This window comes from Sphingobium sp. SCG-1 (genome assembly GCF_002953135.1).
GTDB lineage: Bacteria > Pseudomonadota > Alphaproteobacteria > Sphingomonadales > Sphingomonadaceae > Sphingobium.
In genome coordinates this window covers 2,365,197-2,383,493 of the sequence record NZ_CP026372.1, presented here as the reverse complement: position 1 = coordinate 2,383,493, position 18,297 = coordinate 2,365,197, and the positions used below count along the sequence as shown (strand labels likewise).

Here is an 18,297-nt window from a genome sequence, read left to right as displayed (position 1 = left end):
GTTTCCGGGGGCGGACAGGCCCTTACGGACCATAGCCTATATGCGCCCGCGATGTAGGGGGCGGCTGGGGCTTAGTCAATTGGAGTGGTGTCGGCGACGAGTTGAATACGACGTCACGCATGGCTGCGGACATAAGCACATTTGCAATGCCGCCATCGTTCGATAATCCGCCCGGGATGACCGAAGCAAGCGCGCCTTCCTACACATATGCCGTTGCGATCGGATCGAACCGCTCGCTTTCCCGAAACCTGGGACCGACGGCGTTGGTGGACGCGGCCCTCGGGTTACTAAATAATACGCCGCTTTCTCTGGTGACGGCTTCTGCTATCCTACAATCCGCGCCATTGGGGCCCTCCCACCGCCATTATGCCAATGCCGTCGCGATCATCGAGAGCAGCCTGTTGCCGCCTGGTCTCCTCCTTCACCTTCACGGACTCGAAGACCGCTATGGTCGCCGCCGTCATCGGCGCTGGGGCGCGCGGACGCTTGATCTCGACATCATTCTTTGGTCCGGCGGCATTTGGTCCGATCCCAAGCTGGCCATTCCGCATGTCGCCTTTCGGGATCGGACATTCGTCCTGCATGCGCTGGCCGAGATCGCGCCGCAATGGCGCGACCCGGTGAGCGGCCATACCATCAAACAGCTATCCGCACGCCTCGCTCGCAGGATGCCGGTTGACCATCACGCCAACCCCCTTTAGGGCACCGCTACCGCATCGCCCGGCAATCTGTCGCGCCGTGGGTCCATAGCTCAGTCGGTAGAGCAACTGACTTTTAATCAGTAGGTCGCTGGTTCGAACCCAGCTGGACTCACCACTTTCCAATGAATGGGCTTTGACAAGTTCGCGCCAGCATGTGCTTTGCGCAATTCGATGTCGGTTGATAAGGCTTTGGCGCAAAGCGTGAGGGGGATCATTGATGATATCCGAAGACAGGGCGAAACGTGCGGGTGTGACATCAATAGAAGGGGTGCCGTCTCCCGCCGCGAACGTTAACCGGTTCCGTCGTAAGCGGTTCTACATGTTACAGAGCCTGCTGGACCGCATCGCGGTGGGCAAGGATACTATAAGATTGCTCGATCTAGGCGGCACACGTGCATATTGGGAAGGCGTCAGGGATCTTTGGCAGCACCTACCGCTAGACATAACTATCATCAACATTGGCGCGGAAGCGAGGAACGATCCGCCATATCGCCTGCTGGGCGGCGATGCTTGCAATCTGGCCCAGCATCCCAACAATAGCTTTGATATCGTCCATTCTAACAGCGTCATCGAGCATGTCGGTCACTGGGCAGAAATCACTGCAATGGCGAAAGAAATTCAAAGGCTTGCCCCGCACTATTTCGTGCAAACACCGAACTACGGTTTCCCGCTGGAACCGCATTATCGAACATTATTCTTCCACTGGCTGCCTGAATCCGTGCGCGCGAGCATACTGACCAAACACAAGCTGGGATTTCGCGGGCCGGAAGCCAGTTTTCACGATGCCATGCGAAACGTGCAGACCGTCAATCTGCTGACGGCGCGTCAGATGGCCGCACTGTTCCCGGACGCGAAGATTGCACGAGAGAAGTTCGCGGGCCTCAGCAAATCTCTTATTGCGATTCGCTAATCCGAAACGGGAATATTACCGCGCATCTGCTGCTTTCGGATCGTGCCTGTTCAGAAAATCGAGGATGGTGCGCCACAGATGCACCGATATCTTCGGGCCAGCCACGCGATGCGTCTGGCCGGGATACACCATCGTTTCGAACGGCGTCGCGCTGCCCTGCATCTTTGCCATGAGCGCGGTCGAGTTTTCGAACACCACATTGTCGTCGGACATGCCATGGATCAGCAGCATCGGGTCTTTCAGCAACGCCGCTTCCTCGATCGCTCCCGACGCAGGATAGGCGCTGTTCTTCGCATTGGGATCACCGAGATATCTTTCGGTATAGTGCGTGTCGTACAAATCCCATTTGGTCACCGGCGCACCCGCGATTCCCGCCATGAATGTACCAGGGGCCTTCTGAAGCAGCTTCAGCGTCATATATCCGCCATAGGACCAACCATAGGTCGCGATTCGTGCGGGATCGACGAAGGGCTGCGCCTTGAGCCACTTGGCTCCGGCGAGTTGATCGTCAACCTCGACCGTGCCCATCGCCTTGTATATCTGATCCTCGAACGCCTTGCCGCGATCGGGCGTCCCGCGATTGTCGATCGCATAGACGATCCAGCCCTGCTGGACGAGATATTGGTTGAGCGCTCCGCTCCACTGGTTCGTGACCTGCCGCCCCGCACCGGGGCCGCCATAATGGATCATGAACACGGGATAGCGCTTCCCTGGCTCCAGCGGCGGCGTGATGATCTTCGTGTAGAGCGTGGAGCCGTCCGCGGCATTCAACGTACCGAACGCGGTCTTCACATGCGCACCCAGATAGGGGGCATAGGGATGGCTGGCGTTCAGGGCATTTTCCGACAGCCAGCGAAGACGCGCGCCGCTGGCGTCGGCCAGATAGACTTGTTTGGGATTGTCCGTATTGCTCCGGCTCACGATTACCCGCGTGGCCTTGCTGTCCATCACGGCCTCGTTCCACCAGCCGCTGGCGGTTAGCTGGCGGGGGGCAGCGGGTCGCTTGCCGCCTTTCAGCGAGGCGCTGTAGAGTTGATCCTCCAGCGGGGTTTCCCGGTTGCCGGTGAAATAGACAAGGCCCCTGCCCTCATCGACGCCAAGCACCTGACGGACTTCCCATGGACCTTCGGTAAGGGTCGTCCATTTACTGCCCTTCACATGATATAAATGGCCATGCCCGGTGCGCTCCGACCACCACAGGAAGCTGCCATCGGCCAGCGCCCGAAAATTGGAGTGGAGGTTGATCCAAGTCTTCGCACGCTCGGTGAGAACGACTGACGACTTGCCCGTCACAGGATCGACGGCCAGCAGATCGAGCCGCTTCTGATCGCGCGTCTCGCGCTGAACGTACAGCGTGTCGCCCTTGCTCGACCAGTTGACGCGCGCCAGATAGACATCGGGATCACTGCCAAGGTCGACCTTCACCTGTGCCGAGCCATCCGGCTTCATCACATAGAGGTCGACCAGCGCGTTCCGCGTTCCGGCCTTGGGATAGCGCTGCGAATAGACACTGGTGCCGTCTGCCCCGATCGCCGCGCGCGTGACGATACCGACGGGACTTTCATCGACGCGGGCCACGGCAATGTAGCGATCACCCGGTGCCCACCAATGCCCGGTGGTGCGGTCCATTTCTTCCTGCGCCACGAATTCCGCGACGCCCCAACTCACCGTCTCCGATGCTCCCCGCGTCACCTGCTTTTCGCTGCGACCGCCAGCATCGGCGACAAAGAGATTGCCGTCGCGGACGAAGGAAACATAGCCGCCTGCCGGGCTGACCGTTGGATTGAGTTCGCCCTGCGGCGTGTTGGTCAGCCGCTTCACTTGCCCCGAGAGGTTGGCGAGATACAGGTCGCCGTCCAGCGGAACCATGATCTGCTTGCCGTCAGGCGACCAGTCATAGGCGACGATCCCCTTGCTGTCGCCGATACGGGCGCGCTCGCGCTGCATCTTCTCCGCTTCGCTGAGCGCAGCTCCGCTGCCGACCTTCTTCGAATCGATGAGTATACGCTCCGCGCCGGTGCGCGTGTCGATGGCCCATAGATCATAGCGTTCCTTCTCGTCGGCGCGGGGTTTCAAGAGCGTCACCAATGTGCCATCCGGCGACAGTTTGAGCGCGCGGGGTTGCGGACCGGACAGGTCGGGGCTTGCGAACACCCGCTCCAGCGTGAGTTGCTGCGTTGCTGGTGCCGTCACCGCGTCTGCCTTGGCGGCTTGCGCCAGCGCATAAGGGCTGAATACGACCGACAATGCCAGATAGACGGACATGCTCCAGCCGCAATGCTTCGACGCCATTAATTCCAATCCTTTTGTAACTTGGCCGACGATCCTAGGACCAGTCTGGACATCAGGGAAGGGCCGCATGTCATCTATTCTGGCAGCGGCCGCGCTATGATTCACGATGTATTCGGGGATGGTGGGCGCGGCAAGGATTGAACTTGCGACCCCACCCGTGTGAAGGGTGTGCTCTACCACTGAGCTACGCGCCCCCGAACGGAGCCGCGCATTGGCATTGGACTGCGTAGCTGTCAAGGTGGCGCTGCGCGCTCACTCCATAGCGTCGGCGATTTCTTCCAACGGATCTACTTCCAGAACTCGGATCTTGCCATGTTCCAGTTCTACGATCCCGACCTGCGCCCAGAGCGCCAGTTGCCGGTTAATATTCTCCCGGCTGATGCCCGCGAACATCGCAAGTTCTGTCTGGCTGAGCGAAATGACGTTTGTCTCGGCGTTCTTGAGCAATCGCATGAGGAAGCGCGCCAGTCGGGGCGCTGCTCCATATGCGCGATCCGTCTCGATGGTCTCGTTCGCCAGTCGCAGGCGCATCGCCATTTCACGCATGAGCCGGAGGGCAATGCCGTGATTGGCGGCGATCACGCGCTCGAATACCGGGCGGGATAAAGTAAGATATCGCACCGGGCCCATCGTTATGACGCTGGCGCTGCGGACGCCGCCATCGATCAGCGCGATTTCGCCCAAGACCGTTCCAGGTGTCGCATACTCCAGAACGATCTCTCGACCATTTGCGGAATAGACCGTGACGCGCGCCTGCCCGTCCAGTAGGATGATGAGGAAATCACCTTTGTCCCCCTGCTGCAGCAGCACCTCACCTTTTTTCGCCTTATGCTCGCGTGCGTCGACCAGCAGGTGCGCAAGATCTTCTGGTCCGAGCGAGCGTAGCAGGCTGTGCTCCGGCATCTTCGGATATAATGTGCTGATATCCATGCGACACTCCCTCAGCACGTTATGCGACGAGAGGCCGAAGAAGCCAAGTCGTGCTCAGACCAACCGGCTCTGCTTGACGGCAGCCTCAATAAAGCTGGCGAATAGCGGATGCGGATCGAAAGGTTTGGATTTCAGCTCAGGATGGAACTGCACGCCGACGAACCAGGGATGATCGGGCCGCTCAACGATTTCCGGGAGCGTGCCGTCCGGCGACATGCCGGAGAACATCAGTCCGCCTTTTTCAAGGGGTTCGCGATACCCAGCGTTCACTTCATAGCGATGCCGATGCCGCTCGCTGATCTCGTCAGCCTTGTAGATGCCCGCGACTACGCTGTTGCCGCTAAGCTTCGCAGTATAAGCGCCCAGCCGCATCGTGCCGCCCAGATCGCCACCATGCTGGCGCTTTTGCAGACCTTCGGCCCCCATCCATTCGGTGATGAGGCCGACGACCGGCTCGCTGGTCTCGCCAAATTCCGTGGTTGAGGCGTCTTCGATGCCCGCCGTGTTCCGAGCGCCTTCGATGCATGCCATCTGCATGCCGAGGCATATTCCGAAGAACGGCACGCGACGCTCGCGCGCGAAGCGGACGCTGGCGATCTTCCCTTCACTGCCGCGCACGCCGAAGCCGCCGGGAACGAGAATGCCGTGCATCGGCTCAAGCGCAGCGGTGATGCTGTCGTCGTCCTTCTCGAACAGTTCCGCATCGATCCAGCGGATATGGACTTTCACGCGGTTGTGAAGTCCACCGTGAACCAGAGCCTCGTGCAGCGACTTATAGGCGTCGGGAAGGCCGACATATTTGCCCACCACGCCGATCGTGACCTGGCCTTCCGGATTGGCATGCCGGTCCATGATGTCGTCCCAGCGGTCCAGTATCGGCTGCTTGGCGTCCTCGATCCCGAAGGCGCGCAGGACTTCCTCGTCGAGGCCTTCGGCATGATATTGGGCAGGCACGGAATAGATGCTGGACGCGTCCAATGCGGGGATTACGGCTTCTTTGCGCACGTTACAGAACAGCGCGATCTTGGCGCGCTCGCTATCCGGCAAGGGCTGTTCGCAACGGCATAGCAGGATGTCCGGCTGGATGCCGAGCGACGTCAGTTCACGGACGCTGTGCTGCGTCGGCTTGGTCTTTAATTCGCCCGCCGCCGCGATATAGGGCACCAGCGTTACGTGCACGAAGATCGACTGATTGCGGCCAAGGTCATTATGAAGCTGACGGATCGCCTCCATAAACGGCAGGCTTTCAATATCGCCGACTGTCCCGCCGATCTCGCACAGCACGAAGTCGATGCCGTCGGTGTCGGTCAGAGCGAACGCTTTAATCTCATCCGTGACATGCGGAATCACCTGAACCGTGGCGCCCAGATAATCGCCGCGACGCTCCTTGGTTATGATCGTCTGGTAGACGCGGCCTTGGGTTACGTTGTCGGACTGGCGGCTGGGAACGCCAGTAAAGCGCTCATAATGGCCAAGATCGAGATCCGTCTCGGCACCGTCGTCCGTGACGTATACTTCACCATGCTGATAGGGAGACATCGTCCCCGGATCGACGTTCAGATACGGATCGAACTTGCGGATTCGCACGCGATATCCTCGTGCTTGCAGCAATGCTGCAAGGCTGGCGGCCATGAGGCCCTTGCCAAGCGAGGAGACCACGCCGCCGGTGATGAATATATACCGCGCCATGGGATAAGAGGCTTAGCCTTTTACAAACGAGTTGGGCAAGCGCGCGAATCCGCGCGCTCGCAAAAATAGTTTCGAGCGAAGAACTTTGCTGGATCGAAACGCGACGATTAGTTGGCGAGCGGCACAGTCTCGTTACCGGTCTTGATGGCCGGTGCAGTCTCATTGCTGACCGATTGCGCGGCACCGGCAAGCGGATCACCGCCGGCGAGAGGTGGCGCGTTGTTGCCAGCCGGCGCTGCCGGAGCCGTCTTCGCCAGCGAGGTATCGATATTGCTTGGCGCGTGCTGAACGGACGCGATGACCGCGAGCACCACGCTCAACCCCACGAACAGCGTCGCGAGAATCGTCGTCGCCCGCGTCAGGAAGTTGGCCGCACCGCGTGCCGACATCAGGCCCGAAGGACTGCCGCCGACGCCCAGACCACCGCCCTCAGAGCGCTGCATCAGGATCACCGTGACCAGCCCTGCGGCGATGATCGCCTGGACGACGAGAAGAAAGGTAAAGATCATGCGACTAAACTGTCCGGGAAATTATATGTTGCCGCGCACATAGCGAGGTTGAGCCGAGGGTTCAACCTCGCAACGGGATCAGGCATTATGCCGCGGCTGCCGCGATGATCGGTCCGAAGCTTTCGACCTTCAGACTTGCGCCACCGACAAGGCCGCCATCGACATCCGCGACGGCGAACACTTCCGCAGCGTTTGCGGCGTTGACCGAACCGCCATAGAGAATGCGCATGGCGTTGCCGTCATCGCCGATGCGTTGGACCAACGCATTGCGGATCGAGCCATGCATGTCTGCGATCTGATCCATGGTCGGAATGCGCCCGGTGCCGATGCACCATACTGGCTCGTAGGCGATCGACAGCCAATCGGACGCCGCCCCCTCCGGGAGTGATGCTTCGAGTTGTGCCAGAACGAACGACAGAGCTTCCCCGCTATCGCGAATCTCAAGGCTTTCGCCCACGCAGAGGATCACTTTAAGACCCTGCGCATGCGCGGCGAGCGCTTTGCCTGCTACATCGGAGTCCGTTTCTCCCTGATCCGCCCGGCGTTCGCTATGGCCGACGATCACCCAGGTGGCGCCGGCTTCCTTGAGCATGTCCGCAGCCAGGCATCCGGTGTGCGCACCGTTGCCCTTCGCGTGGCAATCCTGCCCGCCGATGAAGGCCGCGCCTTTGACTTCGTTCGCCATCGTGATCAACGTAGCGGGCACGCAAAGGCCCGTCTCTACAGACGGATAAGCCGCAGCCTCTTCGCCAATTGCAGCGATCTGTGGGAGGTGCGCCCGCAACCCGTTCATCTTCCAGTTGCCGACTACCAGCTTGCGCCTGGCCATTGTCCTATCTCCTGCACGAAATGGATGTTGCGGCGCAGTCGATAGCGGCCCGCCCGCCATTGTCCACCCCTGCGGCCCTTAAACCCGGCCCACTCGACAGCGGGAGGATTCGACCGTAAAGCGGCGGGCAACGCTTCTCAGCCCATCAGTTCCGGACAATCATGCTCAGCTTTTTCCGCCGTTTCCTAGGTTCCAAGATCGGGGCGTTCATCGCGCTGGGCTTTTTGGCCGTAATTGCCTTCGCTTTCGCGGCCGGGGATATCACCAACACCGGCGGTCTCGGTTCGCTTAGCGGCGGCGGAGGTACGGCCGCAAAGGTAGGCGGAGAGAAGCTGTCGCTGACCGAACTTCAATCGCGCACGCAGAGAGTTTTCGAGCAGGAGCGCCGGAATAATCCGGGGCTGCAAATCAACGAGTTTCTGGCGAAGGGCGCCGTCGAGCAGGTTTATGACCAGCTTGTCGCGGGCCTGACGGTTTCGGCCTATGCAGACGATCAGGGCATGAGCGTATCCAAGCGCATGGTGGATGGTCAGATTGCAGCAATCCCCGCGTTTCAGGATGCATCCGGCAAGTTCAGCGACGACTTGTTTCGTCAGCTTCTGGCCCGCGAAGGCGTCAACGAACAGACGCTTCGCGACGACATTGCGCGCGATCTGATCGGCAAGCAACTGGTAGGGCCGGCAGGCCTCGGCGTGCGCTTGAGCGACAGCCTAGTGCTGCCTTATGCTTCATTGCTGCTCGAAGCACGGGCGGGACGGATCGCGGCGATCCCTGCTGCTGCTTTTGCACCGAAAACGCCGGCGACCGACGCACAGCTACGGGATTTCTACGCTAAGAACGCTGAGCGCTATACGATTCCGGAGCAACGGCGCCTGCGCTATGCGCTTATCGATGCTGCAAGGTTCGCTGGAGCAGCGAACCCCACCGATGCCGAAATCGCAGCTTATTACAATAGCAACCGAACTCATTACGCGCGCAGCGAAACGCGCAATGTCGATCGTCTCGTACTGCCCACCGAAGCAGCGGCAAAGACCATCGTTGCCGACGTGAAAGGCGGCAAGTCGATGCAGGATGCCGCACGGGCCGCTGGCCTTGCAGTGGCGTCGCTGCCCAAGCAGACGAAGGAAGCGCTAGCCCGCGATGCTAATGCCGCCGTCGCGCAGGCTGTTTTTGCTGCTCCGAAGGATGGCCTGGTCGGGCCGATACGCACCGGACTTGGATGGCAGGTGCTACGCGTGACCAGCACCGATGTCGTGCCAGAGCGCGCCATCTCGCAGGTTCGCCCTGAGATCGTCGCAGCGCTGAGAAGCCAGAAGGTCGCACAGCTTATCAGCGACTTCACGGGCAAGATTGAGGATCAAGTCGCGGAAGGTGCAACCTTCGACGAAGTCGCGAAAGATAATGGCCTTTCGATCGAGACCTCGCTACCTGTGGTATCCACAGGCCAGAGCGTTCAAGATGCTGCCTTCAAGGCCTCGGCTGACTTGCAGCCCCTGCTCAAGCCTGGCTTCGACATGACTGCGGATGATGATGCACAGCTCGTCCCCATTGTACCGAACCAGCGTTATGCGCTTCTGGACGTCAGCGAGATCATCCCTGCTGCTCCGCCGCCGCTGGCGAAAGTCCGCGACGTGATCGCCAAACAGTTCGCGCTTGCCCAGGGCGCAGCGAAAGCCAAGGCCGTTGCCGAACAGATTCGCGTGAAGGTAGCCAAGGGTATGCCGCTTGATGAAGCGATCAAGTCCATTGGGGTGCCGCTGCCCGCGTCTCAACCGGTCGCAGGCCGCAGAGCGGATCTCATGCGCGGAGAGCAACGCCCGCCCGCCGAGATCGCACTGCTGTTCTCGATGGCGCCCAAGAGCGTCAAGACGCTTGCCATACCTAACGACCAAGGCGCGTTCGTTATCCAGTTGAACCAGATTCAACGCGCCGACGCTGCCAAGCAGCCGGCGCTGGTGGAGAATGTCCGCACACAATTGTCGCAGGTTGCCGGTAACGAATATGCCGATCAGTTCGAACGCTCGATGGAGAAGGAACTAAGCGTAAAGCGCGATGCCGCCGCCATTGCCAAGGTCAAGCAGGCGCTGCGTGCTGCTAACGGCGCAACACCCTGATCCCCATGAGTTTCGAGTCAGAGGGCGACAGGGCGGCGAAGCAGGCGTTGAGCGAAGGGCGCTCCGCACTCGTGTGGCAGCGGCAGATTGCGGATACTGACACACCGATTTCTGCCGCACTGAAGCTGTTCGAACCGGACCGGGGCGATTTCCTGCTCGAGTCCGTCGAGGGCGGCGCAGTACGCGGACGACACAGTCTGATTGGGCTTGCGCCAGATCTTGTCTTTCGCGCCATGGGCAATCGAGCGGAAATCAACCGCCAATGGCAGACGGACCGAGAGGCGTTCGCGCCGACAGATCTTGGCACATTGGCGTCGCTCCGTGCACTGGTGGAAGAATGCAAAGCTGATATGGATGCGGCTCTACCCTCCGCTCTGGCATGTCTTGTCGGCTATTTCGGCTATGAGACGATAGGTTTGGTCGAGAAGCTCCGACGACCGACAGCCAATCCAATCGATGTGCCAGACATCCTGTTCGTGCGGCCTACGCTAATCCTTGTCTTTGATCGGCTGGCCGACGCATTGTTTCTAGTTGCGCCTGTATGGAACGGTAGCTTTACCGACCCGGACAAGGCAATTGCCGCCGCCCACGAACGCATTGACGCCGCCTCTGCGCGCATCGCCGGCCCGATCCCGAAAGCCGCACCCGCCATCGATCTATCCGATGTCGCCGTCACGCCCGTGCTGCCGCAGGGCCGCTATGAAGAAATGGTGCTGAAGGCGAAAGACTACATCGTCGCGGGTGATATTTTTCAGGTCGTATTGGCGCAGCGCTTCACCAGCCCCTTTACCTTGCCGCCAATCGCGCTGTATCGCGCGCTACGCCGGATCAATCCGTCGCCATTCCTATATTATCTCGATCTTCCGGGCTTTGCACTTATTGGCTCCAGCCCGGAAATTCTTGTGCGCGCGCGGGACGGCGAAGTCACGATCCGTCCGATTGCTGGCACCCGCCCGCGCGGCAGAACCGCAACCGAAGACGCCGCCAATCGCGAGAGCCTCCTAGCCGACCCCAAAGAACGCGCCGAACACCTGATGTTGCTTGACCTTGGCCGTAACGACGTTGGTCGCGTCGCGCGGGCGGGAACCGTCACTGTGACCGACAGCTATGGCGTGGAATTCTACAGTCACGTCATGCATGTCGTCTCCAATGTCGTCGGGCAGATCGACAGCAGCAAGGATGCGCTAGATGCCCTGTTCGCAGGGTTTCCGGCTGGCACAGTTAGTGGCGCGCCAAAGGTACGCGCCTGCGAAATTATCGCTGAACTTGAGCCTGAATCGCGCGGTGCTTATGCAGGCGGCGTCGGTTACTTCAGCCCGAACGGCAATATGGATAGCTGCATTGTATTGCGGACTGCGGTGCTGAAGGACGGCGTGATGCACGTCCAGGCGGGGGCGGGCATCGTCGCCGACAGCGATCCAGCCTACGAGCAGCGCGAATGCGAGGCGAAGAGCGGCGCGCTGCTCGCTGCCGCCCGCGAGGCTGTCGCGATTGCGCGAAACGCCGATTTCGGGCAATGACGGCACCATGATCCTCGTCATCGACAATTACGACAGCTTCACCTGGAACCTCGTCCACTATCTGATGGAACTTGGCGCGGAAGTCGAAGTCGTCCGTAACGATGCCATGTCCGCCGGCCAGGCAATGTCCTCCGGCGCCGAGGCGTTCCTGCTCTCGCCTGGCCCATGCACGCCGAACGAAGCGGGGATCAGCCTCGACATCGTCGGTGCATGCGCGGATGCGGGCAAGCCGCTGCTGGGGGTGTGCCTTGGTCATCAATCCATCGGGCAATATTTTGGCGGCCGCGTGGTGCGCGGTGGCCTCATGCACGGCAAGACGTCTCCGATCACGCATGACGGCACGGGGTTGTTCCTGGGCTTGCCCTCGCCGTTCACGGCGACGCGCTATCACTCGCTGATCGTCGAGGACATACCCAAGGCTCTGGTCGTCAACGCCACCAGCGACGATGGCTCAGTGATGGGGTTTCGGCACCACGATCTGCCGATCCACAGCGTCCAATTCCATCCGGAAAGCATCGCAACGGAGCATGGTCACGCCATGCTAGCCAACTTCATGACCGCAGCAGGCATGAAGGTGAAAGAACGCACCTGAGCGGTTTCGCTCGACAGCATTTCGATGCTGCGTCTAAGGGAGCGACGATGTCCATGCTCCCCGACCCTTCCCTCCCACTAGATGCCGCGACTGCCGCTGGAGCATTCGCCCGTCTGCTCGATGGCGGACCGTCGGACGCAGACATCGCTGATTTCTTGATCGTGATGAGTGACCGCGGCGAAACAGCGATCGAGATCGCCGCTGCCGCTCGGGCGATGCGAGATCGCATGATCCCCGTTTCTGCTCCTGCAGGTGCGATCGACGTGTGCGGCACGGGCGGCGATGGGCATCACACGCTTAACGTCTCGACAGCCGTGGCGCTGGTAGTTGCGGCGTGCGATGTTCCGGTCGCCAAGCATGGCAATCGCGCCGCATCCTCCAGATCGGGCGCAGCGGACACGCTTGAGGCATTGGGACTGGACCTTACGCGCGCCGCAGATATTGCAGAGCGCTCCCTTAGCGATATCGGCATCTGCTTTCTCTTCGCCCAAAATCACCATCCTGCCCTCAAGCGTCTGGGGCCAATTCGAAAGGCGCTCAACCGCCGCACGATCTTCAATCTGATGGGACCACTCGCCAATCCTGCCGGTGTCAGCCGCCAGTTGATCGGCATCGCGCGCCCCGCCTATGTCCCGATTTATGCCGAAGCACTCGCGACGCTGGGATCGGAACGGGCCCTTGTCGTGTCCGGCGACGAGGGACTCGATGAACTTTCCGTGGCGGGCGGCAATGATGTCGCGGACGTAAAGGCCGGAGAGGTCATCGCAATGTGCCGATGGTCTCATGCCGATGCAGGGTTGCCGAACCACCCCATAGAGGCCCTTCGCGGTGGCGACGCCCAGCATAACGCCGCTGCCTTGCGCGCTCTGCTGACGGGAGCGCCCGGTGCATACCGCGACGCCGTGTTGTTCAACGCTGCCGCTGCGCTTATGGTGGCAGGCGCGGTCACGGATTTGCGCACCGGGGCGGAAGAAGCCGCCGAAGCCATTGACAAAGGGTTAGCCAACGCCCTGCTGAACTGCTGGATTGCTTACTCATGACGAACAAGCTCACGGAAATCTGCGCCACGAAGCGGGAGGAAGTCGCCGCCCGACGCGCTTCCACGACTATCGCCGCACTGGATGCGCGCGCTGCCGAACAGAGTGCGCCGCGCGGGTTTCGCGCCGCGCTCGATGCCGCCGAGTCTCGCGGATACGGCCTGATTGCGGAGGTCAAAAAGGCCAGTCCATCGAAGGGGTTGATCCGCGCCGACTTCGATCCCGCGTCTCATGCCGTTGCCTATGAAGCAGGCGGGGCGGCTTGCCTCTCCGTACTGACCGACGCGCCCTATTTTTCTGGGCATGAAGATTATCTCATGGCCGCGCGATCCGCCTGTGCCTTGCCCGTCCTACGCAAGGATTTCATAGTGGACCCATGGCAGGTGCTGGAAAGCCGCTCCATCGGTGCGGACGCAATCCTGATTATCGTGGCCGCGCTGGACGACGCGCAGATGGCCGAGATCGAAGACGCAGCTCTTTTGCTTGGGATGGATGCTCTCGTCGAAGTCCATGACGCCCAGGAATTGGAGCGCGCGATGAAACTGAAGTCGCGGCTGATCGGAGTCAACAATCGCGACCTGCGGGATTTCTCGGTGGATTTCGCACGGACCTACGAGTTGGTGGACCGCGCCCCGTCAGACTGCACCTTCGTTGCGGAAAGCGGCCTCACGACACGCGCCGACCTTGATGCAATGGCAGAACGTGGGGTCCGCTGTTTCCTCATTGGTGAAGCGCTGATGCGGCAGGCGGACGTCGAAGCGGCGACACGGGCGCTGCTCGACGCATGACCGGACTTACGCATCTGGACGAGGATGGCGCAGCGCGCATGGTCGATGTCGCCGCGAAATCCGTCACGGTGCGCGAAGCCGTCGCCACTGGCCGGATCGATATGAGCGCCGAAGCCGCCGATGCCGTCGCTCAAGGTCTTGTCAAGAAAGGCGATGTCTTGGCTGTCGCGCGCGTAGCCGGGATCATGGCGGCCAAGAAAACATCGGATTTGATACCGCTCTGTCACCCGCTGCCCCTGAGCGCCGTCGCAATCGACTTCAAGCTGGACGCGACCGGCGTCGACGTGACCGCCACGGCGCGCACCGCCGCGCAGACTGGGGTTGAGATGGAGGCGCTGACGGCAGCGTCGGTGGCCCTGCTCACCATCTATGACATGGCCAAAGCGCTCGACAAGGGCATGGTGATTGGCGGCATATCCCTGCAATCTAAGACAGGCGGCAAGTCAGGTGACTGGCCTGTGCCAAAGGTTAAAATAAAGAAATGAGCCTGCTGCCGGTCGAAGAAGCGCAAGCGCGTCTTCTCGCACTTACAGAGATGCTGCCGACAGAACAGACGCCGCTTGCCGATTGCGTGGGACGTTGGACGACCGCCAATGTGATGGCCCTCCGAGATCAGCCATTCGCCGACTTGTCCGCCATGGATGGCTATGCCGTTGCCGCGGGTGCCGGGCCATGGCGCGTGACACAGGAGAGCGCTGCAGGAGGCCCACTGCCGCCACCGCTTGTGTCCGGAGAGGCCGCGCGCATCTTTACCGGAGCACCAGTTCCCCCCGGCGCGGACAGCATTCTGATACAGGAAAACGCAACGCGGGTTGAGGATTACGTGTCGCAATCCGCTGGCGATCCCCTGTTGCCTGGGCTTCACGTCCGTCGCAGAGGTTCCGATTTTACCGAAGGCGATATGTTGCTTTCACCCAAAAGCTTGCTGGGGCCGGCCCAGCTTGGCCTGGCGGCGCTTGGCGGCCATGGAGCACTTCCCGTCCGTCGCAAGCCGCGCGTCTCGATCATTGCAACCGGCAATGAACTTGTTGCTCCGGGCGCGCCAATCCCTCTTGGTAAAATCCCGTCATCGAACACCGTCATGTTGTCGGCTCTGCTTCAAACCCTCGCGTGCGATGTGGAAGACCTCGGGATTGTTGCTGATAATCTGGACGCCATGACCGCCGCGTTTGATCGTGCGCGACATGCCGACGTGATCGTCTCCACCGGCGGAGCCTCGGTCGGCGACCACGATCTTGTTCGCCCGGCGTTCGAGGCTGCGGGTGGGACGCTGGATTTCTGGAAAATCCGGATGCGGCCGGGGAAACCTCTGATCGCAGGCAAGTTAGGCGAAACTGCTTTCTTGGGGCTACCGGGAAACCCGGTTTCCGCCTATGTGACGGCAACATTATTCGTGCTACCATTAATTCGCCACTTGCTCGGAAATCCGCAAGTTTTGCCATTCATCAGTTCTGCGCCGCTGGCCAATCCACTCGGGTCTGCGGGCGATCGCGACGAGTATCTCCGTGCTCGCCTTACGCGAGAAGGTGCCGTCGCACTGACAGCGCAGGACAGCGCCGCCACAAAAGCTCTGGCGCAGGCCGATTGCCTGATCGTCAGGAAGGCTCATTCACCGGCCGCAATGCCTGGAGAGACGGTGAGCATCATTCCGCTTTAGGCAGTCCCACATACCTGCTTGACCTGACCTAATGTGTTTCCTATACGTTCTTCATCCGTTCTACAGGATGAGGTCACGATGCTTACTTCCAAGCAGCAGGAATTGCTCACGTTCATTCATAATCGCCTGGATGAAGGCGGCGTCTCGCCTTCGTTTGAGGAGATGAAGGACGCACTCGACCTTCGATCTAAATCCGGAATTCACCGGCTGATTAATGCGCTCGAAGAACGCGGATTCATCAGGCGATTGCCTAATCGTGCCCGCGCCTTGGAGGTTTTAAAGCTTCCCGAGGGGCTCGATAAATTGCGGAGGGCTGCAGCGGTTGTTCCATTGGCATCTCCGCTAAAGACGCCTGCGAGGGCGATCATGCCTTCGGTTCCGATTGCAGCGAATGATGTCATCGAAATTCCGTTGCATGGGCGCATTGCGGCAGGCGTACCGATTGAGGCGATGGAAGGTCAGAACATGCTTTCCGTGCCCGCCGCATTGTTGGGTTCCGGTGAACATTACGCGCTTGAGGTTTCCGGCGACTCCATGGTGGAAGCAGGCATTTTGGACGGCGACTTCGCGCTGATTCAGCGCACTGAAGTGGCGAGAGATGGGCAGATCGTGGTTGCGTTAATTGACGACGCGGAAGCTACTCTCAAATATTTCCGTAAAGACGGCCCGCGTGTTCGTCTTGATCCCGCCAACAGCGCTTATGAGCCGCAAATCTACGACGCGCGGCAAGTTCGCGTTCAGGGCAAACTTGCGGGTCTTCTGCGCCGGTATAATTAGGCTGACCGGAATAGCGCCCCTGTCGATTGGGACCGGCGCTGGTCATCATCAACGCTCACTTACCGCCTCGCGCCTTTGCGGAAAGCGGAGAAATCGCGAACGTAAAGCGCGTGCGGTTTCCGCTTTCCCATAAATAGCGGCGTCGATCCGCAGGCTTAAGCGCCCGACATCATGTCAGGCGCGACCGATCAGCTTTTGCGCCATGGCGTCTGCAACATCTGCTGCGGGCCGGTTGGAGGCGGCACTGTCAGCCCAGATGGCACGCAGACGATCGGGAATTTGTTCAATACGACCATTGACTTCATCGCGGTCGCCCTGCCCCAGATATTCCAGCGCGACGTTGATGATCCCGCCCGCATTGATGACGTAATCGGGCGCATATAGAATGCCGCGCCCATGCAGCCGTTCAGCGTCAGCCGGGGTTGCGAGTTGGTTGTTTGCGCCGCCCGCAACGATGCCCGCCTTGAGTAAGGGAATGCTGTACTCGTTGAGAATGGCGCCGAGCGCGTTGGGGCTAAATACGTCCGCTCTGACGCCGATGATAGCGTCAGCCTCCACGGCCTCCCCGCCAAGTTCGTTCGCAAGCGCTCTGGCCCGATCCTGATTCACGTCCGCCAGCGTAAGCCGTGCTCCGTCCCTGGCAAGGTAATGGGCAAGACCGCCGCCGACGCTACCCACGCCCTGAATGGCGACATGAATGCCCTTCATATCGCTCTTGCCCAAGCCTTGTTGGACAGCCGCCTTTACACCCAAATAGATGCCATAAGCGGTAAAGGGCCCCGGATCGCCGCCTGCATGTCCGTCACCCACCGGAAGGCCAGACACATGCTTGGTGCCACGAGCAATTGCCGTCATATCCACCTCGGAAATGCCAACGTCTTCTGCCGTCACATAACGACCACCCAGCGAGTCCACGGCGCGCCCGAACGCCTCCAGCATTGCTGGAGTCTTGGTCTTGGCTGCATCGGCCAGAATGACGCCCTTTGCGCCACCCATCGGCAAGCCCGCCATAGCGTTCTTGTAGCTCATACCTCGCGACAATCGCAGAGCGTCAGTGATCGCTTCCGTACGGTGCTGATAATGCCAAAAACGGGTGCCTCCAGCACCTGGTCCAAGCGCAGTCGAATGGATCGCAATGACCGCTGTCAGGCCGCTAGCTTTGTCACGAAATAGGTGGACACCCTCGTGGTCATCGAAGTCTGGTAGATCCCAAGCCGCGCCCATTTTGATCCTCGTAACAAAATTACTAGATCGCGCAATAAATCGCCAGAGGGCAAAAAGCTATAGGAAAACCATTGATGGAGGTGCGCTTCGCCGCGAACGAAATGGGGCGACCGATGGGTCTTGAACCCACGACCTCCGGTACCACAAACCGGCGCTCTAACCAACTGAGCTACGATCGCCACACCCGCTTACTGCGGGGAAGACGGCCCATAGGGCGTAGCGCCCCTCACCGTCAAGCAACCTTTTTATTAATCCGCAAATATCAAAGCAAAGTAGCAAAAAATAAAGGCGCTAGTCTGCGCTTATAACAGCTTTGCTTACGCACTAGTTCGTTTGGCCTTGAAGCCCGCCTTCTTATTCCCGTGGCGAATAACATTGCACGGCTGAATTCCTGCTCGTTAGTTAACGGCGTCCTTCAGGCCCTTACCAGCTCGAAATTTAGGTTGCGTGGATGCTTTGATGGACATCGTTTCACCCGTGCGCGGATTACGTCCTGTCGAAGCCTTGCGATTGGAGACCGAAAATGTGCCGAACCCTACCAGGCGAACTTCATCACCCCTCTTCAGGGCGCCGGTGATTGCCTCAAAAACTCCCTCGACGGCTTTTACGGTATCGCTTCTGCTCAGGCCGCTGGTATCGGCGACGGCACTGATTAGATCCTGTTTATTCATGGTATGGAACCCCCCTAGTTTGCATCGATCAATTGGGAATCGCGGGCAATATGACGC

17 protein-coding genes and 3 tRNA genes are annotated in these 18,297 nt (G+C 60.1%); 11 read left to right on the top strand and 9 right to left on the bottom strand.

The features are described from left to right. The first annotated feature begins 176 nt into the window (after positions 1-176). The 3 genes from folK to C1T17_RS10910 all read left to right on the top strand — a co-directional run bounded on the left by folK (position 177) and on the right by C1T17_RS10910 (position 1,611). Positions 177-701: a 2-amino-4-hydroxy-6-hydroxymethyldihydropteridine diphosphokinase gene (gene folK, locus C1T17_RS10920; protein ID WP_104955159.1), complete on the top strand. Its 525-nt coding sequence runs from the start codon at positions 177-179 to the stop codon at positions 699-701. A gap of 39 nt (positions 702-740) precedes the next feature. Further along, positions 741-816: transfer RNA gene (locus C1T17_RS10915), tRNA-Lys, on the top strand. Between the two features lie 102 nt (positions 817-918). Continuing rightward, positions 919-1,611, top strand: coding sequence for a class I SAM-dependent methyltransferase (locus C1T17_RS10910; RefSeq protein ID WP_223262545.1), 693 nt, complete (start codon positions 919-921; stop codon positions 1,609-1,611). A 15-nt stretch (positions 1,612-1,626) separates the two neighbouring features. On the opposite strand, the gene C1T17_RS10905 is transcribed toward C1T17_RS10910, so the two are convergent. The 6 genes from C1T17_RS10905 to tpiA form a co-directional block, all read right to left on the bottom strand. Beyond that, positions 1,627-3,903 carry a S9 family peptidase gene (locus C1T17_RS10905; protein ID WP_223262544.1) on the bottom strand — a complete coding sequence of 759 codons (2,277 nt, stop codon included), beginning with the start codon at positions 3,901-3,903 and terminating at the stop codon, positions 1,627-1,629. A gap of 119 nt (positions 3,904-4,022) precedes the next feature. Then, positions 4,023-4,097: transfer RNA gene (locus C1T17_RS10900), tRNA-Val, on the bottom strand. A gap of 58 nt (positions 4,098-4,155) precedes the next feature. Continuing rightward, complete coding sequence (locus tag C1T17_RS10895) at positions 4,156-4,833, bottom strand: Crp/Fnr family transcriptional regulator (RefSeq protein WP_104953468.1); 678 nt, start codon at positions 4,831-4,833, stop codon at positions 4,156-4,158. A 54-nt stretch (positions 4,834-4,887) separates the two neighbouring features. Next, complete coding sequence (locus C1T17_RS10890; RefSeq protein ID WP_104953467.1) at positions 4,888-6,522, bottom strand: CTP synthase; 1,635 nt, start codon at positions 6,520-6,522, stop codon at positions 4,888-4,890. A gap of 107 nt (positions 6,523-6,629) precedes the next feature. Further along, complete coding sequence (gene secG / locus C1T17_RS10885) at positions 6,630-7,028, bottom strand: preprotein translocase subunit SecG (protein WP_104955156.1); 399 nt, start codon at positions 7,026-7,028, stop codon at positions 6,630-6,632. Positions 7,029-7,116: 88 nt separating this feature from the next. Next, positions 7,117-7,860 carry a triose-phosphate isomerase gene (gene tpiA / locus C1T17_RS10880; protein ID WP_104953466.1) on the bottom strand — a complete coding sequence of 248 codons (744 nt, stop codon included), beginning with the start codon at positions 7,858-7,860 and terminating at the stop codon, positions 7,117-7,119. Positions 7,861-8,021: 161 nt separating this feature from the next. Between tpiA and C1T17_RS10875 the strand changes: the two genes are divergently transcribed. The 8 genes from C1T17_RS10875 to lexA all read left to right on the top strand — a co-directional run bounded on the left by C1T17_RS10875 (position 8,022) and on the right by lexA (position 16,345). Beyond that, positions 8,022-9,974, top strand: a complete 1,953-nt coding sequence (locus tag C1T17_RS10875; RefSeq protein WP_104953465.1) for a peptidylprolyl isomerase — start codon at positions 8,022-8,024, stop codon at positions 9,972-9,974. A 5-nt stretch (positions 9,975-9,979) separates the two neighbouring features. Then, positions 9,980-11,494 carry an anthranilate synthase component I gene (gene trpE / locus C1T17_RS10870; RefSeq protein WP_104953464.1) on the top strand — a complete coding sequence of 505 codons (1,515 nt, stop codon included), beginning with the start codon at positions 9,980-9,982 and terminating at the stop codon, positions 11,492-11,494. 7 nt (positions 11,495-11,501) lie between these two features. Continuing rightward, positions 11,502-12,086, top strand: coding sequence for an anthranilate synthase component II (locus C1T17_RS10865; RefSeq protein WP_104955155.1), 585 nt, complete (start codon positions 11,502-11,504; stop codon positions 12,084-12,086). 47 nt (positions 12,087-12,133) lie between these two features. Beyond that, the gene (gene trpD / locus C1T17_RS10860; RefSeq protein WP_104953463.1) at positions 12,134-13,126 is read left to right on the top strand and encodes an anthranilate phosphoribosyltransferase; all 993 of its coding nucleotides are present in this window, start codon (positions 12,134-12,136) and stop codon (positions 13,124-13,126) included. After that, positions 13,123-13,911: an indole-3-glycerol phosphate synthase TrpC gene (gene trpC, locus C1T17_RS10855; protein WP_104953462.1), complete on the top strand. Its 789-nt coding sequence runs from the start codon at positions 13,123-13,125 to the stop codon at positions 13,909-13,911. Before trpD ends, trpC begins: the two co-directional genes overlap by 4 nt. Beyond that, positions 13,908-14,396, top strand: coding sequence for a cyclic pyranopterin monophosphate synthase MoaC (gene moaC, locus C1T17_RS10850; protein ID WP_104953461.1), 489 nt, complete (start codon positions 13,908-13,910; stop codon positions 14,394-14,396). The genes trpC and moaC overlap by 4 nt, the downstream gene beginning before the upstream one ends. Beyond that, the gene (glp, locus tag C1T17_RS10845; protein ID WP_104953460.1) at positions 14,393-15,568 is read left to right on the top strand and encodes a gephyrin-like molybdotransferase Glp; all 1,176 of its coding nucleotides are present in this window, start codon (positions 14,393-14,395) and stop codon (positions 15,566-15,568) included. The genes moaC and glp overlap by 4 nt, the downstream gene beginning before the upstream one ends. A 78-nt stretch (positions 15,569-15,646) precedes the next feature. Beyond that, positions 15,647-16,345: a transcriptional repressor LexA gene (gene lexA, locus C1T17_RS10840; RefSeq protein WP_104953459.1), complete on the top strand. Its 699-nt coding sequence runs from the start codon at positions 15,647-15,649 to the stop codon at positions 16,343-16,345. A gap of 174 nt (positions 16,346-16,519) precedes the next feature. Here lexA and C1T17_RS10835 read toward each other — a convergent pair whose 3' ends face one another. The 3 genes from C1T17_RS10835 to C1T17_RS10825 all read right to left on the bottom strand — a co-directional run bounded on the left by C1T17_RS10835 (position 16,520) and on the right by C1T17_RS10825 (position 18,240). Next, positions 16,520-17,569 (bottom strand): Glu/Leu/Phe/Val family dehydrogenase, encoded by a 1,050-nt coding sequence (locus C1T17_RS10835; RefSeq protein WP_104953458.1) that lies wholly within the window; start codon positions 17,567-17,569, stop codon positions 16,520-16,522. Positions 17,570-17,671: 102 nt separating this feature from the next. Then, a tRNA-His gene (locus C1T17_RS10830) sits at positions 17,672-17,748 on the bottom strand. A gap of 219 nt (positions 17,749-17,967) precedes the next feature. Next, positions 17,968-18,240, bottom strand: a complete 273-nt coding sequence (locus tag C1T17_RS10825) for an HU family DNA-binding protein (RefSeq protein WP_104953457.1) — start codon at positions 18,238-18,240, stop codon at positions 17,968-17,970. Between the last annotated feature and the right edge of the window lie 57 nt (positions 18,241-18,297).

Coding starts and splice junctions, on each gene's coding strand:
- folK (WP_104955159.1), top strand. CDS start 177: ATGACCGAAGCAAGCGCGCCTTCCTACACATATGCCGTTGCGATCGGA.
- C1T17_RS10910 (WP_223262545.1), top strand. CDS start 919: ATGATATCCGAAGACAGGGCGAAACGTGCGGGTGTGACATCAATAGAA.
- C1T17_RS10905 (WP_223262544.1), bottom strand. CDS start 3,903: ATGGCGTCGAAGCATTGCGGCTGGAGCATGTCCGTCTATCTGGCATTG.
- C1T17_RS10895 (WP_104953468.1), bottom strand. CDS start 4,833: ATGGATATCAGCACATTATATCCGAAGATGCCGGAGCACAGCCTGCTA.
- C1T17_RS10890 (WP_104953467.1), bottom strand. CDS start 6,522: ATGGCGCGGTATATATTCATCACCGGCGGCGTGGTCTCCTCGCTTGGC.
- tpiA (WP_104953466.1), bottom strand. CDS start 7,860: ATGGCCAGGCGCAAGCTGGTAGTCGGCAACTGGAAGATGAACGGGTTG.
- C1T17_RS10875 (WP_104953465.1), top strand. CDS start 8,022: ATGCTCAGCTTTTTCCGCCGTTTCCTAGGTTCCAAGATCGGGGCGTTC.
- trpE (WP_104953464.1), top strand. CDS start 9,980: ATGAGTTTCGAGTCAGAGGGCGACAGGGCGGCGAAGCAGGCGTTGAGC.
- C1T17_RS10865 (WP_104955155.1), top strand. CDS start 11,502: ATGATCCTCGTCATCGACAATTACGACAGCTTCACCTGGAACCTCGTC.
- trpD (WP_104953463.1), top strand. CDS start 12,134: ATGTCCATGCTCCCCGACCCTTCCCTCCCACTAGATGCCGCGACTGCC.
- trpC (WP_104953462.1), top strand. CDS start 13,123: ATGACGAACAAGCTCACGGAAATCTGCGCCACGAAGCGGGAGGAAGTC.
- moaC (WP_104953461.1), top strand. CDS start 13,908: ATGACCGGACTTACGCATCTGGACGAGGATGGCGCAGCGCGCATGGTC.
- glp (WP_104953460.1), top strand. CDS start 14,393: ATGAGCCTGCTGCCGGTCGAAGAAGCGCAAGCGCGTCTTCTCGCACTT.
- lexA (WP_104953459.1), top strand. CDS start 15,647: ATGCTTACTTCCAAGCAGCAGGAATTGCTCACGTTCATTCATAATCGC.
- C1T17_RS10835 (WP_104953458.1), bottom strand. CDS start 17,569: ATGGGCGCGGCTTGGGATCTACCAGACTTCGATGACCACGAGGGTGTC.
- C1T17_RS10825 (WP_104953457.1), bottom strand. CDS start 18,240: ATGAATAAACAGGATCTAATCAGTGCCGTCGCCGATACCAGCGGCCTG.